Below are 26,611 nucleotides of genomic sequence, written 5' to 3'. Positions count from 1 at the left end.
CGTGGGGTGTTCGGCCGTCGCGGGGGTGCGGGTGGGCGGGGGCTTGTCGCGCAGTTCCCCGCGCCCCCAGGCAACTAGCCGAGCCGGTCCGCCAGAGCTGCCAGCAGGTGTACGACACCCTCCGGGCCGTCCACCACCACGTCCGATCGCTCGCTGAGTTCGGTCACCTCGTCGCTGCCGCTGCAGACCAGCAGGCCCGGGGTGCCGTCCGAGCGGAGCTTGTCGACGGCGGCGTAGGCGGGCAGGTCGCCCAGGTCGTCGCCGGCGTAGAGGACGGACCCGGCGCCGATCTCCCGGGCGAACTCGGTGAGCGCGACGCCCTTGTCCATGCCGGGCGGGCGGAGTTCGAGGACCATGCGGCCGGGCTCGACGATCAGGCCGTGGCGGGCCGCCAGTCCGGCGAGCGGTTCGCGCAGGGAGTCCAGGGCGGCCTGCGGATCGGCGGCCCGGCGGGTGTGCACGGCCACCGCCCGGCCCTTCTCCTCGATCCAGGTCCCCTGCGACGCGCCGAGCCGTTCGAGGAGCTCGGGCAGCTCGGCACGGATCGCGGCCACGCCGGGGTGTGGTTCGGGGGCGCTGGTCTCGCCGCTGCGGGCGTCCCACCGCTCGGCGCCGTAGTGCCCCAGCACCACCAGGTGCTCAAGGCCCGGTACGTCCGCGAAGGCGCCGTTGCGCACGGCGACCTCGGCGGGCCGCCCGGTGATCACCGCCACGGCGGCGACCTTCGGCGCGAGCGCGGCCAGCGCGGACAGGGCCTCGGGGTGGGCCCGGGCCTTCTCGGGGTCGGCCACGATCGGCGCGAGCGTCCCGTCGAAGTCGAGCCCGATCAGAGCCTTGCCGGGATGCGTGAGGAGGGCGTCGAGGCCTTCGCGGCCGGGGCGGGTGGTGGGCTCCGGCAGCGCGGAGCCGGCGGAAGCGGCCATCGGTGATCAGCCCCTCAGTGCCTCAGTGCCTCGAGCTGGTCCAGGAACCACTGCGCGGGCGGCAGCGCGGTCGCCGACGCCGCCAGACGCTTGCTCCGCTCCGCGCGTTCCTCCGGGCGCATCGACAGCGCCTCGTGCAGGGCCGCCGCCGTGCCGGTGACGTCGTAGGGGTTCACCGTGATCGCGTCCTCGCCGAGTTCCTCATGCGCCCCGGCCTCCCGCGACAGCACCAGCGCGCAGCCGGCCTCGGAGAGCAGCGGAACCTCCTTGGCGACGAGGTTCATGCCGTCGCGGATGGGGTTGACGAGGGCCACGTCGGCCAGCCGGTACGCGGCCAGCGAGCGGGCGAAGTCGTCCTTGACGTGCAGGACGACCGGTGTCCAGCCCGGTGTCCCGTACTCGGCGTTGATCTCGTCCGCCACCCGCTGCACCTCGGCCGTGTAGTCCCGGTACACCGCGAGGTCCTGCCGCGACGGGTAGGCGAAGGCGACGTGCACCACGCGCTCGCGCCACTCGGCATGGGTCTCCAGGAGCCGCCGGTAGGCGAGCAGGCCGCGGACGATGTTCTTCGACAGCTCGGTGCGGTCGACGCGGACGATGGTGCGGCGGCCCTCGCCGATCTCCCGGCGCAGCGCCACGATCCGCTCCTCGACGTCCTGCCGGTGCGCCCGCTCCCGCAGGAAGTCCGCGTCGGCCCCCAGCCCGTGCACGCCGATCCGCGTGCCCCCGAGCCCGCCCGCGAACCGCTCGGCGCACTCCTCGAACGCGTCCGCCCAGCGCCGCGTGAGGAAGCCCAGCCGGTCCGCGCCCAGCATGCCGCGCAGCACCTGCCCGGCCACGTCGTCCGGCAGCATCCGGAAGTACTCGGGCGGCGCCCACGGCGTGTGCGAGAAGTGGCCGATACGCAGGTCGGGCCGTAGCTCGCGGAGCATGCCCGGGACCAGCGTCAGGTGGTAGTCCTGCACCACGACCGTCGCGCCCCGCGCCGCCTCCTCGGCCAGCGCCTCGGCGAACGCCCGGTTGTACGTCTCGTACGACGCCCACTGCCGCCGGAACTCCGCGTCGAAGACCGGCTCCAGCGGCGTCTGGTACAGCATGTGGTGCACGAACCACAGCACCGAGTTGGCGATGCCGTTGTAGGCGTCGGCGTGCACGTCGGCCGGGATGTCCAGCATCCGCACGCCGTCCTCGCCGACCCCTTGCCGGACCGCCTCGCGGTCACCGTCGGACAGCGCCGAGCACACCCACAGCGCATCCGCGTCCGAGCCGATCGCGGACAGCCCCGAGACCAGCCCGCCGCCGCCGCGCTTGGCGTTCAGCGAACCGTCCTCGCCGACCGTGTAGGAGACCGGGCCGCGGTTGGAGGCCACCAGTACCTGGGCAGCACCGTACGTTGAAGCCATACGCCTCAACCTAGCCCGGCCAGGAAACGCTCAAACGTACGGACCTGCCCCACCCGGCCGAAAACGACCCCGGTCAGGCCGCTCTCCGGGCCTGGTACTCGGCGATCTCCACCATCGGCGGACGCTCCTCGGTGTCCACGGAGTAGGTACGCGGCTCGAAGCCGTCCTCGCCCCGCTCGAACTGGGTCAGGGACGGCCGGACCAGATGCCCGCGGGCCAGCCGCAGCTGGGCCGTGCGGTAGATCGCGGCGGCCATCCGGCCCAGTGCCTGCCCGTCCTGGTGCCGGTGCCTGCGCACCCCGACGTCCACCTGGGCGAGCGAGTCGAGCCCCACCAGGTGCAGGGCGTCGACCAGCATGCCCAGCTCGACGCCGTACCCGACGGGGAACGGCAGCTGCTCCAGCAGCGAGCGGCGGGCCGCGTACTCGCCGCCCAGCGGCTGCACGAACCCGGCCAGCTGCGGCCAGTGCATGTTGAGCAGCGGCCTGGCCATCAGCTCCGTGACCCGGCCGCCCTGCCCGGCGGCGCCCCCCAGGGGGCGGTCGTACATGGCCTTCACCAGGTCGACGTCCGGGTCGGTGAGCAGCGGGCCCACGATCCCGGAGACGAACTCGGACGAGAAGTCCCTCAGGTCGGCGTCGACGAAGCAGACGACGTCCCCGCGGGTGGCGAGCAGCGAGCGCCACAGCACCTCGCCCTTGCCGGGCACGGCGGGCAGGCGTGGGAGTATCGCGTCCCGGTGCACCACCGTCGCGCCCGCGGCGGCGGCCACCTCCGACGTACGGTCGGTCGAGCCCGAGTCCACGACGACGAGCTCGTCGACGAGCGGGACCTGCCGCATCAGGTCGTGGCGGATGGCGGCGGCGATGTCGCCGACCGTCTCCTCCTCGTTGAGCGCGGGCAGCACGACGCTGACCGTCTGGCCCGTGCGCTGCTTGGCGGCCAGCATCTGGTGGAGCGGGCGATCGGCCGCGGACCAGGAACGGGTGCCCAGCCAGCGCTCGACTTCTTCCAGCACCGTGGCGGCTCCTTAAGCGTTTCTCTCGGCGGGACGGGCTGTGAGCCATCTCGCGGTTCGGACGACTATCTCAACTGTCCTGGTCGTCGGTTACAGTCTTGAACAACGCGGGTGACCAACGCATGTCCGGGGTCAACCGCTGTTTACAACCACATACAGCTCATCCAGAGGGGCAGAGGGAAACGGCCCGATGAAGCCCCGGCAACCCTCCAGTCGGTACTCGTAGGTCACTGTCGACCACCTGCGCGAGGCTCCCGGCTCGGGAAGGTGCCAAATCCGTCTCACGGCGAGATGCGTCGTGAGGAAGATGAGGAGAAAGGGCCTCGCCTCACATGGCTGCGCAGACTGTTGCAAGCACCACGAACTCCACCGTCGACCTCGGCCCCGCCGCCGCCCTGAGCTGCCGCGAGTGCGGCCACCGGGTGCCCCTCGGCCCGGTCTTCGCCTGCGAGGAGTGTTTCGGCCCGCTGGAGATCGCCTACGACTTCTCGGCCTACGACACCGAAGAGCTCCGCAAGCGCATCGAGGCGGGCCCCTCGAACATCTGGCGCTACGCCCCGCTGCTGCCGGTCCCGGCCGACGTGGCGGACAAGCCGAACATCAACCCGGGCTGGACCAAGCTCGTCAAGGCCGACAACCTGGCGCGCGAGCTGGGTGTCGACGCCGGCAAGCTCTTCGTCAAGGACGACTCCGGCAACCCGACGCACTCCTTCAAGGACCGCGTCGTCGCCCAGGCCCTGGAGGCCGCCCGCGCCTTCGGCTTCACCACGCTGTCCTGCTCCTCCACCGGCAACCTCGCCGGTGCGGTGGGCGCGGCGGCGGCCCGTGCCGGTTTCCGCTCCTGCGTGTTCATCCCGCACGACCTGGAGCAGGGCAAGGTCGTCATGGCCGCGGTCTACGGCGGCGAGCTCGTCGGCATCGAGGGCAACTACGACGACGTGAACCGCTTCTGCTCCGAGCTGATCGGCGACCCGGCCGGCGAGGGCTGGGGCTTCGTCAACGTCAACCTGCGCCCGTACTACGCGGAGGGGTCAAAGACTCTCGCGTACGAGATCTGCGAGCAGCTCGGCTGGCAGCTCCCGGACCAGCTGGTCGTGCCGATCGCCTCGGGCTCGCAGCTCACGAAGATCGACAAGGGCCTGCAGGAGCTGATCAAGCTCGGGCTGGTCGAGGACAAGCCGTACAAGATCTTCGGTGCCCAGGCCGAGGGGTGCTCGCCGGTGTCGACGGCGTACAAGGCCGGGCACGACGTCGTACGGCCGCAGAAGCCGGACACCATCGCCAAGTCGCTGGCGATCGGGAACCCGGCGGACGGGCCGTACGTGCTGGACATCGCGCGCCGTACGGGCGGGGCGGTGGAGGACGTCAACGACGAGCAGGTCGTGGACGCGATCAAGATCCTCGCGCGGACCGAGGGGATCTTCGCGGAGACGGCCGGGGGGGTGACCGTGGGGGTGGCGAAGAAGCTGCTCGAGAACGGGGTGCTCGACCCGTCGAAGTCGATCGTTGTGCTGAACACCGGGGACGGGCTGAAGACGCTGGACGCGGTGGCGGGCACTGGTCTGACTGCGACCATTCGGCCCAACCTGGACTCGTTCCGGGATGCCGGCCTCGCCTGATCGTTGTTCGCTGCGGGCCGGTGGGGGCTGGTCGCGCAGTTCCTCGCGCCCCTGAGGGCGATACCCAACCGGAGGTTTTGAAGTCATGAGCGTCACCGTTCGCATCCCCACCATCCTGCGTACCTACACCGGCGGTCAGGCCGAGGTGTCCGCCGACGGCGCGACCCTCGGGGAGGTCATCGCCGATCTGGAGAAGAACCACACCGGGATCGCCGCCCGTGTCCTGGACGACCAGGGCAAGCTGCGCCGGTTCGTCAACGTGTACGTGAACGACGACGACGTGCGGTTCGAGCAGGGGCTTGAGACGGCGACGCCGGACGGTGCCGGCGTGTCGATCATCCCGGCCGTCGCCGGTGGCTGAACCGGCCGACCGGCTTGATTGTTACCCGGAGTAACGCCGGTTACCGAGAGTTCATCGAATTGCCCCCTCCGTGAGAGAAGCGGAGGGGGCAATTCTGCGTGATTGAGCGCGGTACAGTTGGGGAACACGGTCCCGATCTCGTGATCGCGAGCCCTGAATTCCTGCCGCGCGCCCGACAAGATGTAGCCAAAGTGTGAGTGTCTTTCGCGGCTTTTGTTCCCTTTGTGTGGCCCGACTTGCCCTGAAGTCACACGAATTCTCCCCACATTCCGGATGCTGCGCGTCCAGAATTCTCGTCCGATTGACCTGTTGCAGACGGCAGTTGGACAGATACATTCAGCCGCGGTCGACGCGTTCCGGCGCACGCCCCCAACCGTGGGGGGTGAGGTCTGACCCGGGTCCGCGAAGTGCGGATCTGTGCAAGGGCCAGTAATAGGGGAGTTAGGCATGGCTCAGGGCACCGTCAAGTGGTTCAACGCGGAGAAGGGGTACGGCTTCATCGCGGTCGACGGTGGTGCGGATGTTTTCGTCCACTACAGCGCCATCCAGATGGACGGCTACCGCACCCTGGAAGAGGGCCAGCGGGTCGAGTTCGAGATCTCGCAGGGCCAGAAGGGTCCGCAGGCCGACATGGTTCGCGTAGCTGCCTGAACGCGCGTTCCACGACCAACCGCAAGCGACCGGTCTTCTCTGAAGGGCCCGCACCCCGAGGGTGCGGGCCCTTCGGCCTGCCCGGGGGGCCGGCCGGACGGTGTTCGCGGGTGGCTGAGCGCCCCGGCCGAACCCCGGGAGGCGCTTGCACTCGCCATGCCCGAGTGCTAATCATTGCGTTAGCACTCTGAAGGTGAGAGTGACAACGTAAGGACCGGGTCGGTGAGGCCCGCAGGCCGGGTGGGGAAGGAACCACCAGGCAAGCGAGCCGTCCGTCGCGGGCGCGGGCGCGGTCCGAAGTAATCACCCCCAGTCCTGGAGGGACCACTTCACATGGCCAAGATCATCGCGTTCGACGAGGAGGCGCGGCGCGGCCTCGAGCGCGGCATGAACCAGCTCGCGGACGCCGTCAAGGTGACGCTCGGCCCCAAGGGCCGCAACGTCGTCCTCGAGAAGAAGTGGGGCGCCCCCACGATCACCAACGATGGTGTCTCCATCGCCAAGGAGATCGAGCTCGAGGACCCGTACGAGAAGATCGGCGCCGAGCTGGTCAAGGAAGTCGCCAAGAAGACGGACGACGTCGCCGGTGACGGTACGACCACCGCGACCGTCCTCGCCCAGGCCCTGGTCAAGGAAGGCCTGCGCAACGTAGCCGCCGGCGCCAACCCGATGGCCCTGAAGCGCGGTATCGAGCGTGCCGTCGAGGCCGTCTCCGCCGCCCTGCTGGAGCAGGCGAAGGACGTCGAGACCAAGGAGCAGATCGCCTCCACGGCCTCCATCTCCGCCGCCGACACCCAGATCGGCGAGCTCATCGCCGAGGCCATGGACAAGGTCGGCAAGGAAGGCGTCATCACCGTCGAGGAGTCCCAGACCTTCGGTCTGGAGCTGGAGCTCACCGAGGGTATGCGCTTCGACAAGGGCTACATCTCGGCGTACTTCGCGACCGACATGGAGCGTATGGAGGCCGTCCTCGACGACCCGTACATCCTGATCGCGAACTCCAAGATCTCGAACGTCAAGGACCTGCTCCCGCTCCTGGAGAAGGTCATGCAGTCGGGCAAGCCGCTGCTGATCATCGCCGAGGACGTCGAGGGCGAGGCCCTGTCGACCCTGGTCGTCAACAAGATCCGTGGCACCTTCAAGTCCGTCGCCGTCAAGGCCCCGGGCTTCGGCGACCGCCGCAAGGCGATGCTCCAGGACATCGGCATCCTCACCGGCGGCGAGGTGATCTCCGAGGAGGTCGGCCTCAAGCTGGAGAACGCCACGCTCGACCTGCTGGGCAAGGCCCGCAAGGTCGTCATCACCAAGGACGAGACCACCATCGTCGATGGTGCCGGCTCCGCCGACCAGGTCGCCGGCCGGGTCAACCAGATCCGCGCCGAGATCGAGAACAGCGACTCGGACTACGACCGCGAGAAGCTGCAGGAGCGCCTGGCGAAGCTCGCCGGCGGTGTCGCGGTCATCAAGGCCGGTGCCGCCACCGAGGTGGAGCTCAAGGAGCGCAAGCACCGCATCGAGGACGCCGTGCGCAACGCCAAGGCGGCCGTCGAGGAGGGCATCGTCGCCGGTGGTGGCGTGGCCCTGCTGCAGGCCTCCCAGGTCTTCGAGAAGCTGGAGCTCGACGGTGACGAGGCGACCGGCGCCAACGCCGTGAAGCTCGCGCTGGAGGCCCCGCTGAAGCAGATCGCCGTCAACGGTGGTCTCGAGGGCGGCGTCGTCGTGGAGAAGGTCCGCAACCTCACCGTCGGCCACGGCCTGAACGCCGCGACCGGTGAGTACGTCGACATGATCGCCGAGGGCATCATCGACCCGGCGAAGGTGACGCGCTCTGCCCTGCAGAACGCCGCCTCCATCGCCGCGCTGTTCCTCACCACCGAGGCCGTCATCGCCGACAAGCCGGAGAAGGCCGCTGCCCCGGCCGGCGGCGGCATGCCGGGCGGTGACATGGACTTCTGATCGACCCCCTGGGGATTCCCCGGGTTGATCAACGGTCTCATCGAGGGCGGCACTCCCTGTTCCGACAGGGAGTGCCGCCCTCGGGCGTGTGCGGGATCACAGCGGGGGCGGGATGCCGTGGGCGGGGCCGGGCTGTTGGAATGTGCGTCCTATGCGTATGCACATACTGCCCGGTACCTTCTGAGGAGTTCCCCACGTGACCGTCCCCGCCACCGCCTCCGCCGCTTCCCGCGCCGCCGAAATCCTGTCCCGGCCCGTGTCGCTGGGCGGCCTGACCGTCCCGAACCGGATCGTGATGGCGCCGATGACGCGCATGTTCTCCCCGGGCGGCATCCCCGGCGAGGACGTGCTGTCGTACTACGCGCGCCGCGCCTCCGCCGGGGTCGGCCTGATCGTCACCGAGGGCACCTACGTCGGCCACGACTCGGCCGGCCAGAGCGACCGCGTACCCCGGTTCCACGGCGAGGAGCAGCTCGCGGGCTGGGCGAAGGTCGCCGAGGCGGTGCACTCCGCGGGCGGCACGATCGTGCCCCAGCTGTGGCACATCGGCATGGTCCGCAACCAGGGCGAGCCGCCCGTCGCCGACGCCCCCGCCGTCGGCCCCTCCGGTCTGCGCATCGGCGCCACGGAGCCCACCGGCAAGGCCATGACCCAAGCCGACCTCGACGCCGTGATCGGCGCGTTCGCCGAGGCCGCGGCCGCCGCCGAGCGCATCGGCTTCGACGGCGTGGAGATCCACGGCGCCCACGGCTACCTGCTCGACCAGTTCCTCTGGGAGGGCACCAACCGCCGCACCGACGCCTACGGCGGCGACCCGGTCGCCCGCACCAAGTTCTCGGCGGAGATCGTCGCGGCCGTCCGCGAGACCGTCTCGCCCGACTTCCCCGTCATCTTCCGCTACTCCCAGTGGAAGCAGGAGGCCTACGACGCCCGTCTCGCCGAGACCCCGGAGGAGCTGGAGGCCATCCTGACCCCGCTGGCCGCCGCCGGTGTCGACGCCTTCCACGCCTCCACCCGGCGCTACTGGGTCCCCGAGTTCGACGACTCCGACCTCAACCTGGCCGGATGGACCAAGAAGCTCACCGGCAAGCCCACCATCACCGTCGGCTCGGTCGGCCTCAACGGCGGCGACTTCCTCAAGTCCTTCCAGGGCCAGGGCGCCGAGGTCGGCGACCTCGACAACCTCCTCGACCGCTTCGAGCGCGACGAGTTCGACATGGTCGCCGTCGGCCGCGCCCTGCTCCAGGACCCGCTGTGGGCCCAGAAGGTGCTCGACGGCCGCTTCGGTGACCTGACGCCGTACGACGCGGCGGCGCTGAAGTCCCTCAGCTGACACCGGAATCGGTGACACCTGGATCTCCTTGCGTCAGTCAAGGACACTGACTGAGCGCCTGTTCACCGGCATGACGTGAGGAGATCCAGATGCCGACGACCGAGTCCCGCCCGCCGACCGGCGGTTCCCCCGAAGCGCCCGCGCCCGTGGTCCGGACGACCGCCGGTGCGGTCCGGGGCCGAAGGGAGGAGGGGCTCGCCGTCTTCCGTGGCATCCCGTTCGCCGCACCGCCGGTGGGCGAGGCCCGCTTCATGGCCCCGCGCCCCGCCCATGCCTGGGACGGCATACGGGACGCCCACGCCTTCGGCCCGCCGCCCCCGCAGGACCTCGGCAGCCTGGGCGGCCCGGGCCTGCTCGACGTCCCCGAGGGCGACGACTGGCTCACGGTCAACGTCTGGACCCCCGAGCCGGACCCGGCCGCCCGGCGCCCAGTGATGGTGTGGATCTACGGCGGCGCCTACAAACTCGGCCACTCCGGCAGCCCCGGCTACGACGCCCGGCACATCGCGGCCGACGGCGATGTCGTGGTCGTGTCCCTCAACTACCGCGTGGGCATGGAGGGGTTCGCGTTCATCGACGGCGCGCCCGCCAACCGCGGACTGCTCGACCAGGTCGCGGCACTGGAGTGGGTGCGCGACAACATCGAGGCGTTCGGCGGTGACCCCGGGCAGGTCACGGTCTTCGGCGAGTCCGCGGGTGCCGGTTCGGTCGCCTCACTGCTCGCCATGCCGCGCGTGGCGGGTCTGTTCCGGCGGGCGATCGCGCAGAGCGTGCCGGGGACGTTCTTCTCGGACGCGCTGGCCCGAGACATCGGCACGTCCCTCGCCGCCGAGGTGGGGCTGCGGCCCACGGTCGCCGACCTCTCGACCATCGCTCCGCGGCAACTGACCGCGGCGGGCGAGGCGTTGGGCCCGAAGATGCCCCAGTACATCGACCGCTGGGGCCAGGCGGCGCCGACGGTCACGTCGTTCTCTCCGGTGGTCGACGGCGAGGTGCTGCCGACCGCGCCGTGGCAGGCGCTGGCGGCCGGTTCGGCGAAGGACGTCGAGCTGCTCGTGGGCCACAACCGCGACGAGTACCGGCTCTTCATCGCCATGGCGGGCCGGCTGGGCCAGATCACGGAGGAACAGGCGACCGCAGCCCTCCGCCTCTTCGCCCCCGACGGTGGACAGGCGTACCGGGCCGCCTTCCCCGAGGCCTCCCCGAGCGAGCTCTACGAACGCGTGCAGACGGACTGGCTGTTCAACATGCCGTCGCTGCACCTGGCCGAGGCACAGCGGGCGGGCGGCGGACAGGCCCACGTCTACGAACTGACCTGGCCGGCCCCCGGGAACGGCGGCGCGCTGGGCGCCTGCCACGGTCTGGACATACCCCTGCTCTTCGGTACGTACGGGGCGGATCTGGGGGCGCTGCTGTTCGCGGGCGTCGAGCCGTCCGACGCGGTGCGGGCGCTGTCGTCCCGCTTCCGCGCGTCCTGGACGGGGTTCGCGAGGTCGGGGGACCCGGGCTGGCCGGCGTACGACGAGGAGCGGCGGCTGGTGCAGGTGCTGGACGCGGAGCCGGAGGTGCGGGCGTACCCGGAGGAGGCGTCACGGCGGCTCTGGGAGGGGTACGACTTCCGCCCGCTGCCGTTGCTGCTGGGATGACCTAAAGGTTGCCCATGGGCTCGATGTCGACCCGCACCGGCGTCCCCCACACCCGCAGCACCTCGTAGTCGGTGAACTCGTGCACCAGCCGGTACGCCATCGCGGCCCGGGGTGCGCGGCGCTGGGCGTTGATGAACATCTCGGCCTCGCGGCGGTCCCGGCGCGGGGTGCCGCACAGTTGCCAGGTCTGGCCGTTCCACAGCTCCGGCAGCCAGCGCTGCTGGGGCTGGGGGCGGTCGCCGCTCACGCCGTAGCGGGACTGGACGGGGGCTGGCTGCGGCTGCTGCGGGGCGGGCCCGTTGAACTCGTTCCGGCGGGCGGCCCTGCGCCGGGTCTCGCACAGCAGGCACAGGTCGGGGGCGTTCTCGTCGACCGGGCCGTTCGGATGCTCGGGGCACCGTGTGCTGGGCGCGGCGCCCGCGACGCTCTCGTCCAGCAGCTCCAGGGCCCGCTTCAGATCCCCCTTGACCTCGTGCAGCTTGGCGTCCGGGGTGTCGGAGGTGAGGGCTTCGCCGTGCTCACCGAGGAGACGGAGGGCGCGGCCTAGGGCGGTGAGCTGGGCGTGGTTCATGGTGCCCATTGTCCTCAGTCGGCGTAGTCCTTGAGTTCTTCGGTGTCCAGAGTGAAGCCGAGAGGCTCGGGCAGCTCGACCGGGGTGCCCCAGGCGTGGGACGTTTTCTGCTGGTACCGGCCGTCCTCGGGCTCGCTGTACACGACGACCGTGTTGTGGTCGCGGTCGATGAGCAGGTAGACGGGGATGTCCACTGCCGCGTATCCGACGGGCTTGTCGATGCGGTCCCGCTGGTTGGTGTCACGGTCGTGGGAGGTGATCTCGACGACCATGAGGACGCCGTTGGCAGCGGACCACTCACCGTGCCCTTTGAAGTACCCCCGTCGTACGAGAGCCCCGTCGGCCCGGGCACGGCCCTTGCGGTAGGCCTCGGTCCGGACGCCTCGCTCGTGGTGGAGCCGCAGGTCGGGCCGATGGTGCAGGCACTGCTCAAGCAGCCACATGTGAATCTCGCTGTGGTTGCCGTCCGGCATCGCCTTGACCTCTAGTTTTCCGTTGATGTACTCGAGCCGCACGGTCTCCGGGGCGCGGCGTTCCAGCTCTTCGAAGTCCTCGACGCTGAGCGGGTCCTTCGTGCGGACGCGTCCGTCGACGTATTCGAGCCGCACGTGGTCAGGGGCCGCGTCGGCAAGATCCTCGAAGTCCTCGATGGGCATCAGCGGGCGGTCAGCGGTACCAGGGGTCATGGTGGTGCCTCCTCCCTTCCATCGTGCCCTGGAGGAGTGACGTCGCACCGTAGGAGCCGTCATGCGTATGCCTTCTCTTGTCGTCGTTGGGACATCGCGGCGCGGATCCTGGCCGCGTGGGCGTGGACCGTGGGGGCGGACAGAGGTGCAGGGGGTTGCGCGGGGGCGCGTTCGCCCCGACAGGCGCTGCAACGCCCCCCTGGCAGGGTTTCCGGGCGGCCCGGGGCGCCGCAGTTCGCGCACTCCAAGACCCGTAGCGGCGGACGTGGGGCGGGTGGGGGCGGGAGTTTGCTGGTCAGGCGGTTGCGGACCAGCGCGGCGGGGTGGTGGACGGGCGTCGGCAGGCCGGCCGTGAGCGCACGCAGTACGTCGCCCTCCGAGGCGCCTCGCTCGAACCACTCCGTCACCAGCGGGGCGAGCGTCGCGCAATCGGCCTGAGAGAGGGACAGGACGGGGGCGGCGCGGCCGAGAGCGGCCAGGAGGATGTGTGCCCGGGAGCGGGTGGGGCGCTGCTGCGTCGGTACGTCGCCTCGTATGAAGGCCGCCCACCAGGCATCGTCACGTGCGGTGCGGGAGAACCACGATCGGGTGATCCAGCGGGAGCTGCCGTCGTCGGCCGTGACGCATTCCCGGCCGCGGCGCAGGTGGCCTGCCTGCTGGATGCGGTTGAGGGCCGTGCCCAGGGCGCACTGTCCGTAGGGGAGTTGCTTGGCCAGCGTCTTCACGGAGATGTCCGCGCCGTCGGGGAGTCGGTCCAGGTAGGCGGCGATGGCGGCTTCGCGGGGTGGGAGGTGGGCGAAGTCGTGGTTTGTGCCGGGGGGTTGGTCAGGGGCGCTGCGTTTGCCGTAACCCGGGCCCGCCATGGGGTGCGTGGACGGGAAGGCAGCACTAAAGTTGGCTTCAGCCAAGGGATCGACGTCTTTCGATCTCGTTGGTTAAGCCCCCGCAGGTGTTGGTAGCACCTGGCGGGGGCTGTTGCTTGTCCAGGAACGTTAGAGGCTCGTGACTGTCCGTGGCAAGCCGAACGCGTCAAGTCAACACGCAGGGTGGGAGGGCGGGTTGAGGCCCTCCGCCCATTCCTCGAAAAGAGGGCTCGAAGCCCGGATCCCGAAGCTCAGGCCGTCTCGATCCGAAGATGAAGTCACGGTGAAGTAAGAGACAACGGCCGGTGTACAACCATTCGACCGTCATCGCTGTCGAACTGGCGTATCGCGCATACAGCGGCGTACGCCCCACCGCACGCCACTCCGGAAAACGCACCTTTTCCCCAGAGGAATCCTGTCTTATGACGCTCCGTTGGCTGTGCGGTGTCCTGCGTGTGCGCGGGAAGACCGACCTTCTTCTCGTGTTCCTGTTCGCCGCCGGTTTCGCCGCACTGCCCGTCTTCGCGCTGCTGCCCTCGCTGTGGGGCTTCGCCGTGGCGTCGGCCGTGAGTTACGCCGCGGACGAGGTGCTGCACACCCGTGCTCCCGCCTTCGTACGACGGCTGGCCGCGCTGCAGCTGACCCGCACGCTGCGGTTCGCCGTGCGGACGGTGATGCTGCTGGCCCTGGCCGAGCGCATGGACGCGCCGGACGCGGTGCTGGTGGCCGCGCTGGCCGTGCTCAGTGCCCACTTCACGCTGGTGGTTCTGTACACGGCGGTGCATCACGCGATACGGAGGCGGCGCATCCTTCCGGTGGTGGTGCGCAACCTCGACATGAGCGGGGCGGGCATTCCGCAGTCCCCGCCCGCCGTCCTCTACCGGCGTTTCCTGCGCAAGCTGCTGCATCTCGATCTGCCGGCCCACGCGGGGCTGCTCGTCGCGCTCGCGGCCGGGGTGTGGCAGCCCGCGGCGATCGGCTTCGCGCTCACCGCCGGGCTCGCGGTCGCGGCCGTCGTGGCCCTGCTGGGGCAGCTGCGCCGGGCCCGCCGGATGCCGTCGCGGGACGAGGTGATCGGTGAGGTCAACCGGCAGCTCGCCGGATACCGGCCGGAGGTGGCGTTGTACTTCAGCTTCGCGTCCGTGTCCCGGGACTTCATGTACCAGGTCAACATGTGGATCGAGACGCTGGAGCAGCTCGACCGGCGGCCGTTGATCATCCTGCGGGAACGGGCCTCGTTCCGCTATCTGGGCCGTACCCGGATCCCGGTCGTGTGCGTGCCGAAGGCCGACGACGTGGCACAGCTGGAGCTGCCCGAGCTCCGGGTCGTCCTCTATCCCGGCAACGCGGGCAAGAACGTGCACATGCTGCGCGTCGCCGAGGCCAAGCACGTCTTTATCGGGCACGGCGACAGCGACAAGCTCGCCAGCAGCAACCGGGTGAGCAAGGTGTACGACGAGATCTGGGTGGCCGGGCGGGCCGGGCGTGACCGGTACCAGCGGGTGCGGCACGCCATCAGTGACGAGGCGATCGTCGAGGTGGGGCGTCCGCAGCTGTCGTCGATCCGGCTGCACGCCGGCCACGTGCCGGGGCCGCTGCCCACCGTGCTGTACGCGCCGACCTGGGAGGGCTGGAGCGACGACGACTGCCACACGTCCCTGATCCCGATGGGCGTGCCGCTGGTCGAGAAGCTGCTCGCCGAGAACGTACGGGTCCTCTACAAGCCGCACCCCCTCACCGGCAAGCGCTCCCCTGCAGCGGCCGAAGCCGACCGGGCGATCCGGCAGCTGCTGCGCGCCGACAACGAGCGGCGTGACGCCGAGGGAGCCGAGGCCGCAATCGCCGCTGCCCGCCCGCGGCTCGCCGAGATCCAGGCCCGGCTGGGCGAACTGTCCGGGCGGCTCGCCGGGGACGACGCCCAGCAGACACGCGAGGCACGTCTGCCCGGCCGGGACGGGGAGGCGGAGTGGCGCGAGTTGCGGGCCGAGTGGCACCGGCTCTTCTGGGAGAGCCGAGGGCCGGTCCGGCACCAGGTGATCCTCAAGCAGCTGCCCACGTTGTACGAGTGCTTCGACCAAGCGGACATGCTGATCAGCGATGTCTCCTCGGTGGTCGCGGACTTCGTGGCGAGCCTCAAGCCGTACGTCCTGACCAACGCGAACGACCTGACGGACGAGGCCTTCCGGGCCGCCTACACCACCGCCGGGGGCGCCTACCTGCTCGACCGGGACTGCGCACGGCTGCCGGAGATCCTGGACGCGGTCCGCACACCGCGCCGCGACCCGATGGCATCCGAGCGCCGGATCCTCAAGGAGTACGTCCTGGGTCCCGACCGTCCCACCTCGATGGAGCGGTTCAACTCGGCGGTCAACGCCCTGGCCGAGAAGGCCGCGGCGGAGCAGGCGGAGCGGGAGCAGGTGGAACGGGAGCAGACGGAGAGGTCCACGGTCGGGCAGGAGGCGGTCGTCCAGCTCTCCGGCTGATCGGGGGTAGATCCAGTATCCCTTCCTCGGCGGGCTCGCGTCACCGTCCTCCGGAATGATCTTTTCGGGGCGAATACGGCTTTAGGGTTCTGTCAACCAGCCTGTGCAGCAGAGGAGTTGACCATGAACCGCGACCTGACGGCCCTCTCGGAGGAGCTGACCGCCATGGCCGCCGCCGACCACGAGAAGGCCGTCACCGGAGCCGCGAACAGCGACGACCCGGCCGAGCAGCTGGCGTGGCGGCGGCTCACCGCTCGGCACGGGGACCGGCTGAACGAGATCATGGACGAGGTCGGCTGGCCCACGGCCGCCCTCGTCGGCGAGGACGCCGCCCGGGCGGCCTGGCTCGTCGCCCAGCACGCCGACCGGCAACTGGACGTGCAGCGGCGGGCGCTGCGGCTGCTGGAGGAGGCTGTGGAAGCGGGGGAGGCCAAGGCTCGTGAGCTGGCGTTCCTGCGGGACCGCACGCTCGTGAACGAGGGGCGCGAGCAGGTCTACGGCACCCAGATCGCGGGAGTGCGTGACGACGGCTCGCCGATCCCCTGGCCCTGCACCGAGCCCGGCCGCGTGGACGCACTGCGCGCGGAGGCCGGCATCGAGCCGTTCGCCGCGTACGTCGCGCGGTTCCGGTGATCCTGGGCGCGGACCGCGTTGCCGGCGTCGCCGCGGGCACCAGCACCCGCCGGATGCGGCCGAGTCAGTCGGTCGCTGCCAGTGCCGCTCGCAGGTGGCCGTCGGACTCCGCCAGCAGGCGCGCCGCCGTGGGGCCGTCCACGTCGGCCAGGATCGTCAGGATCGCGTTCTTCACCTCGCCGTCGGTGGCGGTGAGGGCCTCTTCGATCTCCTTGTCGTCGGCTCCGGTGGCCAGCGCGACGATGCGGTGGGAGCGGGCGCGGAGTTTGTCGTTGGAGGCGCGGACGTCGACCATCAGGTTCCCGTAGGTCTTGCCCAGGCGGATCATCGTGATGGTCGAGAGCATGTTGAGGACGAGCTTCTGGGCCGTGCCGGCCTTCAGGCGGGTGGAGCCGGTGAGCAACTCCGGGCCCACGACGATCTCGATGCCGTGGTCGGCGGCGGCCGCGAGGGGGCTGCCGGCGTTGCAGGCGAGGCCGACGGTGAGGGAGCGGCGGGCGCGGGCGTGCTCGACCGCGCCGATGGCGTACGGGGTGCGGCCGGACGCGGAGATGCCGACCACCGTGTCGTCGGGGGTCAGGTCGAGGGCCTCCAGGTCGGCCCGGGCCAGGTCCCGGGAGTCCTCCGCGCCCTCGACCGAGGTGACCATGGCCGGTGGGCCGCCCGCGATGAGACCGACGACCCGGGACGGGTCGGTGTTGAAGGTGGGCGGGCACTCGGAGGCGTCCAGCACACCGAGCCGGCCCGCCGTGCCGGCACCCGCGTAGACCAGACGGCCCCCGCGGGCCATCCGCTGAGCCACGGCGTCGATCGCGGCGGCGATCTCCGGCAGCCGCGCCGCGACCGCACCGGCCACGGTGGCGTCCTCGCCGTTCATCAGCCGCGCGATCTCGAGCGTGGGCAGCCGGTCGATGTCCGCGAGCTCGGGCCGGAAGGCCTCGGTGGTGAGGGACTCCAACTCGTTTCTGAGCTCGCGGGCGTCGGAAGTGGAGGTCATGGACGGCTCTTTCCGTGTCTTTCCGGTGCTGGGCGTGGCGGCGGCCTCAGGGTCGGTGCCGGTGGGCCAGCGCCTCGTACGACGCCGAGAGCGCCGGCGCCGCCGTCTCGTACGTCCGCTGCGCCACCCCCACGAACAGGCAGTCCACCACAAGGAGCTGACCGGTGCGGGACGACATCGCCGCGGGGCGCAGCTCGCTCTCCCGCGCGGTGGACGTGGTGAGGACGTGGTCGGCGTACTGGGTGACCGGTGCGCCGGGGCGGCCGGTGATCGCCACCGTCGTCGCCCCGCGCTCGAAGGCGACCCGCAGCGGCTCGATGACGTCCCCGGTCGAACCGGAGTGCGTGATGGCGATCGCGACGTCGCCCGCGCGCAGTTGCACGGCGTTGGTGACGGCGAGGTGCGGGTCGCTGTGGGCGTGCGCTATCAGCCCTATGCGCAGCAGCTTCTGCGTCAGGTCCTGGGCGACCAGCCCGGACGCCCCGATCCCGTACACGTCGGTGCGGGAGGCGCCGGTCAGTGCGGTGACGGCCGCGCCCAGTTGGACCGTGTCGAGGCCGGCGGCGGTGTCGGCGAGGGTCTGCTGCTCGTCGTAGGCGAGCTTCGCGACCACGTCGGCGATCGGGTCGTCCACGGCGATGTCCGTCGTGATGGCGGGGGCGCGGCCGGACTGCTGCTGCGCGGCGAGGCCGGCGAGGGCCAGGCGCAGGTCCCGGTAACCCGGATAGCCCAGCAGCCGGGCGGTGCGTACGACGGTCGCCTCGCTGGTGCCGGTGAGTTCGGCGAGGCCGGTGACCGTGAGGGCCGCGCAGCCGGCCGGGTCCCCCGCCACGGCCTCGGCGACGCGCTGCATGGAACGCGTCATCGACGGGCCCAGGGTGCGGACCTTGGCCGCGAGGGCGGCGGGCGCGGGCGGGGTGCCGAGCGTGCCGACCATGGCCCTGGGACCACCTGAGAAAGTTTCCTTCACTTCACGGGTCACCCTTGAAAGATATTTTCGGCTCGGTGTCGCGGTCAAGAGTGCGCACAATGGGGGCATGGACCCCATCAGCCCCCTGGAACAGGCGCTGCACGCCGCACGCGCCCTCGTGCTGGCCGACCTCATGGCGGGACGCGTCGCCGAGGCGGACGTCGTGACCCTGGTCGAGGAGTCCGTCGTGCAGCGGCGGTGGTGGGTCGAGCAGTGGCCCGAGGGTGCCCCGTACGTGGCCGGTCTGGTCGCCCAGGACGTGCAGGACGCCCTGCTGGAGCGCTACGGCCGCTGGCCGCTGTGCCCGGTGTGCGGCACCGGCGACCCGCACGCCCTGGACGTGCAGCCGGAGTTGGGGCCCGACCCGCACTGGGTGTGCAGCGAGGCGGGCGTGAAGGTGGCGGCGGTGGGTTCGCTGGGCGAGGCCCTCGGCGGGGCGGCGTCCTCGTGAGGCCCCGGTGACGATCTACATCGACCCGCCGGCCTGGCCGGGGCACGGCCGTATGTGGTCGCACCTGGTCAGCGACGTCTCCTACGACGAACTGCACGCCTTCGCCGAACGCCTCGGCGTGCCCCGGCGCGCCTTCGAACGCGATCACTACGACATCCCCGCCCAGCGGTACGCGGACGCGGTGGACGCCGGGGCCGTGGAGGTCAGCAGCCGCGAGGTGGTGCGGCTGCTGCACGGGGCCGGGCTGCGACGGCCGAAGGGGCGGGCTCAGACGCCGGGTTCGCGCAGCTCGTAGGCGACCTGCTCGTCGTCCTCCGCGACGGCCTTGAAGCCGGCACGGGCGAGGACGTTGTGCGAGGGGGTGTTGTCCCGCTCGACGTTCGCGACCACCGTCCGTACCTCCTCCCGGCTCAGCGCCCACGCCGACAGCGCGAGCAGCGCCTCGGTGGCGTAGCCGTGGCCCCGGGCCGCTTCGACGAGGTCGTAGCCGACCTCCACCCGGCCGTCCTCGTCCGGGACGCTGTGGAACCCCATGGCGCCGAGCGCGCGGCCGTCGTCGCGGCGGACCAGCACGTACGTGCCCCACTCCGGCCGGTGGACGCCGTCCTCGTACTGCTTGTACACCAGTCCGGAGCCGACCCGGGTGCCGTCCATCGGGCCGCCCTCGATCCACTCGAAGCCGCCGTCGCCCACCGTGGCCAGGTCGTTGGCCGCCGCCGGAGTGACCCCCTGGAGCGTGAGCCGGTCGGTGGGGATCACGTGGTTGTTGCTCCACCGCCACGCGGTGACCGGGTCGCGGCCCGGCAGGTCACCGCGGCCGGTGGCCCACAGCAGGGTCCGCCACGGGGTGGGTCCGGGCTGGACGTGCGGGAAGATCCGGGTGAGGACGAAGTCGCACAGCTCGGAGTCCGCTTCGTAGGCGACGCCCAGGCCTTCGGCGATGTCGTGCGTGTGCAGCAGGACCTCGGCGACACCCATGGCGGCGAACCCCTCACGGTTCGCGCTGCGGAAGGGGTACGGATGGAAGGCCCGCACCTCACGCGGCGTCGTCCTGATCGCGGCGGCGAACAGGGCCCCCATCGTGCGGATCACCCGCACCGCACCCGCATTGTCGGTCCCCTCCTCCAGCGACATCTCGAAGGGCGTGTAGCTCTCGGGCTCCCGCCCGGCCAACTGCCCCGCGTACCCGATGAGGTCCTCGGCGATGTGCACGGCCGTCTCCCGGCAGCTCCACTCCAGCCGCCCGGCCCGCACCCCCTCCCAGTCCCGCTCGGTGACCGCCCCCAGCAGGCCGACGCACTCGTCGACGGCCCGCTCCACCTGTTCCGCACCCGTTGTCCACATGGTGGGCAGGCTACGAGGGGCCGTGGGGTCAGGGCGACAGCATTTCCAGCTCGGCGGCCAGGTTGTAGCGGGCCGTCGCCTCCCACTCGGCCGTTCCGTGCGGGGTCCTGAACAGCTTCGGCAGGTCGAGCAGTTGGCGCAGGATCGCGGCGCGGCCCGTGCGGAAGGCGTCGTTCGGGACGAAGTGGTACTCCTCGCGGACGGCAGTGGTGTAGGCGGCGTACGCCGATGGCGGCGAGGCGAGGATCGCCAGGTCGGCGTCGCACAGCACCTGGCCGTCGGGGTCGTCGTCGGCCGGGTCGTGGCTGACGGTGAGCCGGACCAGGCGGGCCACCTCGGCGGTCTTCGCGTCGGGAACACCGGCTTCCGCGAGGGCGCGTTCCGCGAGCCGGGCCGAGCGTTCCTCGTTCTCGGAGCGGTCGGGGAGGTAGACCGCGTCGTGGAACCAGGCGGCCAGCCGGACCACGTCCGGGTCCGTCGCGTACTTCTCCAGTACGTCGACGTGGTCGAGGACCGCCGTGAGGTGCTCGACCGTGTGGTACCGGCGCTGCGGCTCCTGCCAGCGGGCCAGCAGGTTGTCGGCGTACGGCGCCGGGTCCGGACCGGCGGCCGGGCCCCTGGCCGCTTCCAGGGTGCGGGTGAAACGGGCGCGGAGGGCGTCGGGATCGGCCATGGGGGCATTCTCCCGCTGCCCGGGGGTGGGCCCTAGCGTGGGTGCATGACGACTCCTGCTGATGTGCCTGACGTACGGGACCCCGAGCAGCCCGGGCGGCTGCTCACGATCGAGCGTGACGCGCTGATTCCGCTGCTGCGGAGCCGGGCCGACGAGGACTTCGCGCTGCCCGTGGCCGCGTGTCCGGGCTGGTCGGTGCGGGCGGTGCTGGCGCACTGCTCGGCCGCGCTCATCCGGGTGGTGGAGAACCGGTTCGAGGAGGGGGTGTTCTCGCCCGCGTCGAACGACCGGGACATCGCCGATCGCGACGGCTGGACCAACGCTCAGGTCGTGGACGAGCTGGAGCGCGGACTGACCGAGGTCGGTCCCGTGATCGCCCGGGCGGACGGGAAGCTGGACGGCCTCGCGCTGGGGGAGTGGGTGCACGCCGGGGACGTGCGCGAGGCCCTGGGGGAGCCCGGGGCGTACGGCGGGGCCGGGCTGCCGGACGCGCTCGCGCTGCTCGCCCGGATCACCCGCGAGCGGGGGCGGGTGCCGCTGCACGCCGACCTCGACGACCAGGACGAACCGCTGCGGCTGGGGGAGAGCGGCGGGGAGCGGCCCCCGGGGCGCTTCATCGGGGACGGGCCGACCCTGGTGCGGCTCTGCACCGGGCGGCCGGTCGACGGGGCGCCGGGCTTCGAGCTGGCCGGGGTGGAGGCGAAGGAGCTGAACATCTTCGGCTGAGGCACCCGGGGCCCGGCCGGGGCGTGGGAGGCGGCGCGACGGGGCAGCGTAGTCTTTGATTGGACTAGACCTGTTGCCGAACGCCGATTCCATGCCGACGAAGGGGCCCCATGAGCAAGCGTGCAGTCCTGGAGGTGATCGCCCTCGACGTCGAGGACGCGGTCGCCGCCCAGGCGGGAGGCGCGGACCGGCTGGAGCTGGTCACCGACATGGCGGCCGACGGGCTCACCCCGCCGGCCGCCATCGTCACCGGGATCCGCCGGGCCGTCGACCTCTCGCTGCGGGTGATGCTGCGGCTCGCCGACGGCTTCGCGGCCGGGGACGTCGACCGGCTGCTCCGGGTGGCGGCCGAGCTGCGGGAGGCCGGGGCCGAGGAGTTCGTGCTCGGGTTCCTCGGCCCGGACGGCGGGGTGGACCTGGCGGCGGTGGAGCGGGTCGTCGGGGTGCTGGACGGCTGCCCCTGGACGTTCCACCGGGCGATCGACCGGGCCGCCGACCGCGACGCCCTGCGCAAACAGCTCGACGGGATGCCCGGACTCGACACCTACCTCACGGCGGGCTCCGGCGACGGGGTCGACGACGGGCTTCCCGTGCTGCTCGCGGAGGCGGCCCGCCGAGGAGAGCCGGGCTACGAGCAGCACCTGCTGGTCGGGGGCGGGCTGCGGCTCGACCATGTGCCGACGCTGCTGAAGGCCGGGGTCGACGGCTTCCACATCGGCGGGGCGGCCCGGCCGGAGGGCTGGGCGGCGCCGGTGTCGGCGGAGGCCGTCGCACGGTGGCGGGCCGCCCTGGACGCCACCTGACCACACGAAGCCAGGGGGAAGCAGGGGAAGCGCCCGTGCGTTGTGCTGGTGCATGAGCCTGCGCTTCTCACTGATGGGTCCCGTACGAGCCTGGCGCGACGAGGAGGAGGTCGGACTGGGGCCGCGCCAGCAGCGGGCGGTGCTGGCGGCGTTGCTGCTGAACAACGGCATCCGGCTGAGCAACGACCAGTTGATCGACATGGTGTGGGACGACCCGACGCCGAGTGCGGTGATGGCGTTGCGGACGTACGTGTACAAGATCCGCAAGACGCTTCCGGACTTGGACCTGACGTCCAGGGACGGCGGGTACACGGTCCGCGCGGAGGTCGTCGACGACTGCCGGGGCGAGCCCTTGGAGGGGCTGAGGAGTGCCTACTTCGACGCGCAACGGGTGCGGCTCGGTGACCACCGGCTCAAGACGCGGGAGGACTGCCTCGAACGCGAACCCGACGTGCTGGAGCTGCAGAAGCACGTCGCCGCCTTCCCGCTCAGGGAAAGGCCCCGCGCCCTCCTGATGCGCGCGCTCTACCTGGAGGGCAGGCAGGGTGAGGCACTGGACCACTTCCACCGGGCGCGGGCGCTCCTCGACGAGGAGTTCGGCCTCGAACCCGGGCCGGAGCTGCGCGAGGTCCACGCGCAGATCCTCAACGGCGATCTCACCCTGCCGCGCAGGCCGGAGCAGCTGCTGCCGGATCTGAGCGACTTCACCGGCCGCGCCGAGGAGATCGAGCAGGCTCTCCGGACGTTGCCGGGCACGGTGGGCATCACCGGTATGCGGGGCAGCGGCAAGACCGCGCTGGCGACCCGGATCGGCCATCTCGTCAAGGGCCGCTTCCCGGACGGGCAGATCTTCGTCCGGGGCAGGGACGTCGCCGGTGAGCTGTTGCGCGCGGTCGGCGTGGAGAACCCCGTCGGCGACAGGGCCGCGCTGTGGCGGGAGAAGACGCGCGGCAAACGGTTCCTGGTCGTGGTCGACGACGTGCGGGACGCGGCGGCCGTGCGCGACCTCGCCACGCCCGGCTCGGCGATGATCCTCACGAGCGTCCGCCGGTTGAACGAGCTGCCGGGGGTGACATGGCTGGAGATCGCCGGGCTGGCCGAGCGGGATGCGCGGGAGTTCTTCCGCAAGGTCTTCGGCCCGGTGCGGGCGGACGCGGAACCCGAGCAGGCCGAGGTGCTGCTGGAACGCCTCTCGCGACTGCCGCACCCGATCAGGGTGATCGGCGGCAGGCTCAGCTCGCGTCCGCACTGGACGATCGAGATGGTGCTGCTGCAGATGGAGCGGGACAGCAGGCTCACCGACGTGATCCCGCCCGACTGCGCCGCCATGCTGGCCCCCTTGATCGAGACCGAGAAGCAACTGAGCGATCCGGAACGGCACTTGCTCTCGTGCTTCGCGCGCCAGGACGCCGAGGTGATCGACAGTCACGAGGCGGCGGCGATGTCCGGGGCCGATCCCGGCGAGATCGAGCTGGTGCTGGAGTCGCTCGCGGGCGTGCACCTGCTCGAGCCGCTCGTACTCGGCCGCTACCGGCTGCCGCAGTTCGTGCGCTTCGGCTTCGGGCTGCGCACGGCTGCCTCCTCGCGACGTGACCAGGCCGTATATACGGAAATTATGCTGTGACGATGTGGCGCGGCCAGGCTCGCAGACATGTCAACCAAGGAACTTCAGGACAAGAAGGCACTCGTCACCGGCGCCACGTCGGGCATCGGCCGCGCGATCGCGGTCAAGCTCGCGGAGGCGGGTGCCACCGTCTACGTGACCGGGCGCAGGGCCGAACTCGGCAAGGAGACCGTCGAGCTGATCGAGCAGGCGGGCGGGACGGGCCACTTCGTCGTCGCGGACGTCGCGAACATCGACGACGTCCGGCGGCTCGCCGAGGAGGTCGGCGAAGTGGACGTGCTCGTGAACAACGCGGGCATCTTCCCGTTCTCGACGACCCCCGAGCAGTCGCTCGACAGCTACGAGCAGGTGTTCGACATCAACGTGCGGGCGACCTACTTCCTGACGGCCGCGCTCGTGCCGGCGATGGTGGCCAAGAAGAAGGGCGCGATCGTCAACGTGTCGTCGATCGCCGGGCAGATCGGCACCCCGGTCGGCTCCGTCTACAACGCCTCCAAGGCCGCGATGGACGCGCTGACCCGCTCGTGGGCCGTCGAGTTCGGCGCGGCGGGCGTTCGCGTCAACTCCGTGGCGCCCGGCCCGATCCGCACCGACATGGCGGTCGACACGGTGGGCGAGATGTTCGACGAGTTCAGCCGGAACACACCCCTCGCCCGCGCCGGCGAGCCCGAGGAGATCGCGGAGGCCGTGGTGTTCCTGGCCTCCGACAAGGCCGGCTACATCACCGGCGCGGTCCTCACCGCCGACGGCGGCTTGGTCGCGACCTGAGCCGGTGCCCCGTCAACTGCCCGACGCTTCGGCGGCGGGCAGTTGCGGCGGCAGCCCCGCCGCATGCGTGACGATCAGCCCCGACACCGCTCGCGTCAGCGCCACGTACAGGCGCCGCAGCCCGGTCCGTTCGTCCGGCTCGCCGTCGACCACGGCCCGCGGCTCGTCCAGGACCACGTAGTCGTACTCCAGACCCTTGGCGAGTGATGCCGGTACCAGGGTCAGGCGGGTCTCCTGTGTGGTCTCCTCGCCCGGGCCGAGGTACGGGATGCCGGCCTCCGCCAGGGCGCGGGCCAGCTCCGGGACCCGGGCGTCCGCCGCGATCAGGCCCGTCGAGCCCTCGTGCCGCAGCGACTCGCGGCAGGCGCCGACCACATCGGCGGTGCCGGTGACGCTCCGGACCTCGAAGTGGCCCGGGTTCTCCCGGATCGACACGACCGGCGTGAGCCCCGGGGCGATGTGCGGCAGCAGCCGGGAGGCGTAGGTGATGACGTCCGTCGGTACGCGGAAACCCGCCGTCAGCTCCTCGACCAGCGCGTCCTGCTTGCCCAGGTGCCGCAGCGCCTCCTGCCAGTCGCGGGTCGCCCACGGCGTGGTGCCCTGCGCCAGGTCGCCGAGGACGGTCGCGCTGCCGGTGGTGCAGCGGCGGCCGACCGCCCGGTACTGCATGGGGGAGAGGTCCTGTGCCTCGTCGAGGACGACGTGTCCGAGGGAGTGCGTGCGCTGGATCAGGTCGGTGGCCTCGTCCACGAGAACGGCGTCCGCGGCCGACCATGTGGCCGACTTGACGCTGCGCGCGGGCTTCGCCCACAGGACCGCCTTCTGCTCCTCCTCGTCGAGGATCCCCGCCGCGTGCTCGGCCAGGAAGTCCGCGTCCGACAGCAGCCGCAGCACCAGCTTCGCGGGGTCGACGGCAGGCCAGACCGCTTTGACGGCCGCCTTGACCGCACTGTTGCGTGCCACCGCGTCCTGCACCCGGTCGTCCGGCGCCTCCCCCGAGCGTTCCATCTGCACCAGCACGGCGTGCGCGACACGCTGCGGCAGGGCCTCGCGGGCGGCGCCGTAGCGGATGTCGCGGTCGAGCAACTCGCGGACGATGTCCTCCAGTTCGTACGCCGGGACACGCCAGCGGCGGGAGCCGCGCACGACCACGACCGGTTCGGTGGGCATCGTGACGTGCGCGTACAGGGCCCTGCGCAGCACCCGCGCCATCCGGGCGTCGCCCTTGACGACGGCGGCCGTCGCGTCGTCCGTGCCCTTGATCTCCACGTGGGCCACGAGGTCGTCGACGGTGGCCTGCTGGACGGTCAGCTCGCCGAGGGCGGGCAGCACCTGCTCGATGTAGTGCAGGAAGGAGCGGTTCGGTCCGATGACGAGGGTGCCGGTGCGGGCCAGGCGCTCGCGGTGGGCGTAGAGGAGGAAGGCGACCCGGTGCAGGCCGACGGCGGTCTTCCCGGTGCCCGGGCCGCCCTGCACGCACACCGTGCCGGACAGGCCGGAGCGCACGATCTCGTCCTGCTCGGGCTGGATCGTCGCGACGATGTCCCGCATCGGGCCGACGCGTGGACGCTCGATCTCCTGCTGGAGGAGTCTGCTGGTCTTCGCCGCTTCGGCCGGGTCCGACAGGTGCTCGTCCTCGTAGGCCGTGAGATCGCCGCCCGTGTAGCCGAAGCGGCGGCGCAGCGCGACGTCCATGGGGTCCTTCTTGGACGCCCGGTAGAACGGCTGCGAGACGGGCGCACGCCAGTCGATCACCATGGGGTCGCCGTCGGCGTCGTGCACATGCCGCCGCCCGATGTAGAAGCGTTCCCCTTCCGCCCCTTCCGCCTGTTCACTCCCCGGCGCGTGCAGATAGTCCAGCCGGCCGAAGAACAGCGGGGTGTCGCTGAGGTCGGCCAGGGCCTTGATGCGTTCCTCGATCTGGTGAGCCAGCACCTCGGCGTTGACCCAGTTCGCGGTGACGTCGCTGATGTCGAGGGCCTCGACGTCCTCGCGCATGGCACGCAGGGCGGAACGGGAGGCGGCGAGGTGGGAGCGCTCGCGGGAGAGGGGGTTGTCGACGGGCGTGGACAAGGGAGTGCCTCCGGAGGACCTGCTGGAGAGATGGCG

Annotated in this window: 25 protein-coding genes and 1 riboswitch; of the genes, 14 read left to right on the top strand and 11 right to left on the bottom strand. The window is 71.3% G+C overall.

Annotated features, from left to right (window positions below):
* Positions 1-74 precede the first annotated feature (74 nt).
* The 3 genes from otsB to ABZ016_RS37300 all read right to left on the bottom strand — a co-directional run bounded on the left by otsB (position 75) and on the right by ABZ016_RS37300 (position 3,344).
* A complete protein-coding gene (gene otsB / locus ABZ016_RS37310) occupies positions 75-923 on the bottom strand; it encodes a trehalose-phosphatase (RefSeq protein WP_356921184.1) in 849 nt (282 codons plus the stop codon).
* A gap of 14 nt (positions 924-937) precedes the next feature.
* Complete coding sequence (locus tag ABZ016_RS37305; protein ID WP_356921183.1) at positions 938-2,326, bottom strand: trehalose-6-phosphate synthase; 1,389 nt, start codon at positions 2,324-2,326, stop codon at positions 938-940.
* A gap of 73 nt (positions 2,327-2,399) precedes the next feature.
* Positions 2,400-3,344, bottom strand: coding sequence for a glucosyl-3-phosphoglycerate synthase (locus ABZ016_RS37300; RefSeq protein ID WP_356921182.1), 945 nt, complete (start codon positions 3,342-3,344; stop codon positions 2,400-2,402).
* 157 nt (positions 3,345-3,501) lie between these two features.
* A riboswitch (SAM riboswitch) is annotated at positions 3,502-3,658 on the top strand.
* 18 nt (positions 3,659-3,676) lie between these two features.
* Here ABZ016_RS37300 and thrC point away from each other — a divergent pair.
* The 6 genes from thrC to ABZ016_RS37270 all read left to right on the top strand — a co-directional run bounded on the left by thrC (position 3,677) and on the right by ABZ016_RS37270 (position 10,910).
* Entirely contained in the window at positions 3,677-4,963 is a 1,287-nt protein-coding gene (gene thrC / locus ABZ016_RS37295; protein WP_356921181.1) for a threonine synthase, read from the top strand.
* A gap of 85 nt (positions 4,964-5,048) precedes the next feature.
* Positions 5,049-5,324, top strand: coding sequence for a ubiquitin-like small modifier protein 1 (locus ABZ016_RS37290; protein ID WP_030243208.1), 276 nt, complete (start codon positions 5,049-5,051; stop codon positions 5,322-5,324).
* A gap of 447 nt (positions 5,325-5,771) precedes the next feature.
* Positions 5,772-5,975: a cold-shock protein gene (locus ABZ016_RS37285; protein ID WP_003949956.1), complete on the top strand. Its 204-nt coding sequence runs from the start codon at positions 5,772-5,774 to the stop codon at positions 5,973-5,975.
* 333 nt (positions 5,976-6,308) lie between these two features.
* Positions 6,309-7,931, top strand: coding sequence for a chaperonin GroEL (gene groL, locus ABZ016_RS37280; protein WP_356921180.1), 1,623 nt, complete (start codon positions 6,309-6,311; stop codon positions 7,929-7,931).
* A 196-nt stretch (positions 7,932-8,127) separates the two neighbouring features.
* On the top strand, positions 8,128-9,264 hold the full coding sequence (locus tag ABZ016_RS37275; protein ID WP_356921179.1) for an NADH:flavin oxidoreductase: 1,137 nt from the start codon (positions 8,128-8,130) through the stop codon (positions 9,262-9,264).
* An 89-nt stretch (positions 9,265-9,353) separates the two neighbouring features.
* Positions 9,354-10,910: a carboxylesterase family protein gene (locus ABZ016_RS37270; protein WP_356921178.1), complete on the top strand. Its 1,557-nt coding sequence runs from the start codon at positions 9,354-9,356 to the stop codon at positions 10,908-10,910.
* 1 nt (position 10,911) lies between these two features.
* Here the strand turns inward: ABZ016_RS37270 and ABZ016_RS37265 are convergent, their stop codons facing one another.
* Genes ABZ016_RS37265 through ABZ016_RS37255 form a run of 3 tightly spaced genes read right to left on the bottom strand, consistent with a single transcriptional unit; the run spans position 10,912 to position 13,030 of the window.
* Entirely contained in the window at positions 10,912-11,481 is a 570-nt protein-coding gene (locus ABZ016_RS37265; RefSeq protein ID WP_356921177.1) for a hypothetical protein, read from the bottom strand.
* A 14-nt stretch (positions 11,482-11,495) separates the two neighbouring features.
* Positions 11,496-12,167 (bottom strand): Uma2 family endonuclease, encoded by a 672-nt coding sequence (locus ABZ016_RS37260; RefSeq protein WP_356921176.1) that lies wholly within the window; start codon positions 12,165-12,167, stop codon positions 11,496-11,498.
* Positions 12,168-12,226: 59 nt separating this feature from the next.
* The gene (locus ABZ016_RS37255; protein ID WP_356921174.1) at positions 12,227-13,030 is read right to left on the bottom strand and encodes a hypothetical protein; all 804 of its coding nucleotides are present in this window, start codon (positions 13,028-13,030) and stop codon (positions 12,227-12,229) included.
* A gap of 422 nt (positions 13,031-13,452) precedes the next feature.
* Here ABZ016_RS37255 and ABZ016_RS37250 point away from each other — a divergent pair, with 422 nt between their 5' ends.
* Together ABZ016_RS37250 and ABZ016_RS37245 are read left to right on the top strand one after the other, a co-directional pair.
* The gene (locus tag ABZ016_RS37250; protein WP_356921173.1) at positions 13,453-15,513 is read left to right on the top strand and encodes a hypothetical protein; all 2,061 of its coding nucleotides are present in this window, start codon (positions 13,453-13,455) and stop codon (positions 15,511-15,513) included.
* A gap of 123 nt (positions 15,514-15,636) precedes the next feature.
* Entirely contained in the window at positions 15,637-16,146 is a 510-nt protein-coding gene (locus ABZ016_RS37245) for a DUF6624 domain-containing protein (protein ID WP_356921172.1), read from the top strand.
* Positions 16,147-16,210: 64 nt separating this feature from the next.
* Here ABZ016_RS37245 and murQ read toward each other — a convergent pair whose 3' ends face one another.
* Both murQ and ABZ016_RS37235 read right to left on the bottom strand, forming a co-directional pair.
* On the bottom strand, positions 16,211-17,143 hold the full coding sequence (murQ, locus tag ABZ016_RS37240; protein WP_356921171.1) for an N-acetylmuramic acid 6-phosphate etherase: 933 nt from the start codon (positions 17,141-17,143) through the stop codon (positions 16,211-16,213).
* 46 nt (positions 17,144-17,189) lie between these two features.
* On the bottom strand, positions 17,190-18,125 hold the full coding sequence (locus tag ABZ016_RS37235) for a MurR/RpiR family transcriptional regulator (protein ID WP_356921170.1): 936 nt from the start codon (positions 18,123-18,125) through the stop codon (positions 17,190-17,192).
* Positions 18,126-18,180: 55 nt separating this feature from the next.
* Between ABZ016_RS37235 and ABZ016_RS37230 the strand changes: the two genes are divergently transcribed.
* Both ABZ016_RS37230 and ABZ016_RS37225 read left to right on the top strand, forming a co-directional pair.
* A complete protein-coding gene (locus tag ABZ016_RS37230; RefSeq protein ID WP_356921169.1) occupies positions 18,181-18,564 on the top strand; it encodes a hypothetical protein in 384 nt (127 codons plus the stop codon).
* Positions 18,565-18,571: 7 nt separating this feature from the next.
* On the top strand, positions 18,572-18,859 hold the full coding sequence (locus tag ABZ016_RS37225; protein ID WP_356921168.1) for a DUF4031 domain-containing protein: 288 nt from the start codon (positions 18,572-18,574) through the stop codon (positions 18,857-18,859).
* Here ABZ016_RS37225 and ABZ016_RS37220 read toward each other — a convergent pair.
* Entirely contained in the window at positions 18,832-19,884 is a 1,053-nt protein-coding gene (locus ABZ016_RS37220; RefSeq protein WP_356921201.1) for a GNAT family N-acetyltransferase, read from the bottom strand. The genes ABZ016_RS37225 and ABZ016_RS37220 overlap by 28 nt on opposite strands.
* 52 nt (positions 19,885-19,936) lie before the next feature.
* Positions 19,937-20,581 carry a hypothetical protein gene (locus ABZ016_RS37215; protein ID WP_356921167.1) on the bottom strand — a complete coding sequence of 215 codons (645 nt, stop codon included), beginning with the start codon at positions 20,579-20,581 and terminating at the stop codon, positions 19,937-19,939.
* 45 nt (positions 20,582-20,626) lie between these two features.
* Between ABZ016_RS37215 and ABZ016_RS37210 the strand changes: the two genes are divergently transcribed.
* The 4 genes from ABZ016_RS37210 to ABZ016_RS37195 all read left to right on the top strand — a co-directional run bounded on the left by ABZ016_RS37210 (position 20,627) and on the right by ABZ016_RS37195 (position 24,502).
* A complete protein-coding gene (locus ABZ016_RS37210) occupies positions 20,627-21,307 on the top strand; it encodes a maleylpyruvate isomerase family mycothiol-dependent enzyme (RefSeq protein ID WP_356921166.1) in 681 nt (226 codons plus the stop codon).
* Positions 21,308-21,417: 110 nt separating this feature from the next.
* The gene (locus tag ABZ016_RS37205) at positions 21,418-22,110 is read left to right on the top strand and encodes a copper homeostasis protein CutC (RefSeq protein ID WP_356921165.1); all 693 of its coding nucleotides are present in this window, start codon (positions 21,418-21,420) and stop codon (positions 22,108-22,110) included.
* A gap of 73 nt (positions 22,111-22,183) precedes the next feature.
* Complete coding sequence (locus ABZ016_RS37200; protein ID WP_356921164.1) at positions 22,184-23,734, top strand: BTAD domain-containing putative transcriptional regulator; 1,551 nt, start codon at positions 22,184-22,186, stop codon at positions 23,732-23,734.
* A 27-nt stretch (positions 23,735-23,761) separates the two neighbouring features.
* Entirely contained in the window at positions 23,762-24,502 is a 741-nt protein-coding gene (locus tag ABZ016_RS37195) for an SDR family oxidoreductase (RefSeq protein WP_356921163.1), read from the top strand.
* 12 nt (positions 24,503-24,514) lie between these two features.
* Here the strand turns inward: ABZ016_RS37195 and ABZ016_RS37190 are convergent, their stop codons facing one another.
* On the bottom strand, positions 24,515-26,575 hold the full coding sequence (locus ABZ016_RS37190; RefSeq protein ID WP_356921162.1) for an ATP-binding domain-containing protein: 2,061 nt from the start codon (positions 26,573-26,575) through the stop codon (positions 24,515-24,517).
* Positions 26,576-26,611: the final 36 nt, after the last annotated feature.

Source organism: Streptomyces sp. NPDC006372 (assembly GCF_040612515.1).
Classification (GTDB): Bacteria; Actinomycetota; Actinomycetes; order Streptomycetales; family Streptomycetaceae; genus Streptomyces.
Note: the sequence above shows the minus strand (reverse complement) of the source record. Positions and strands in the feature narration are given on the sequence as shown.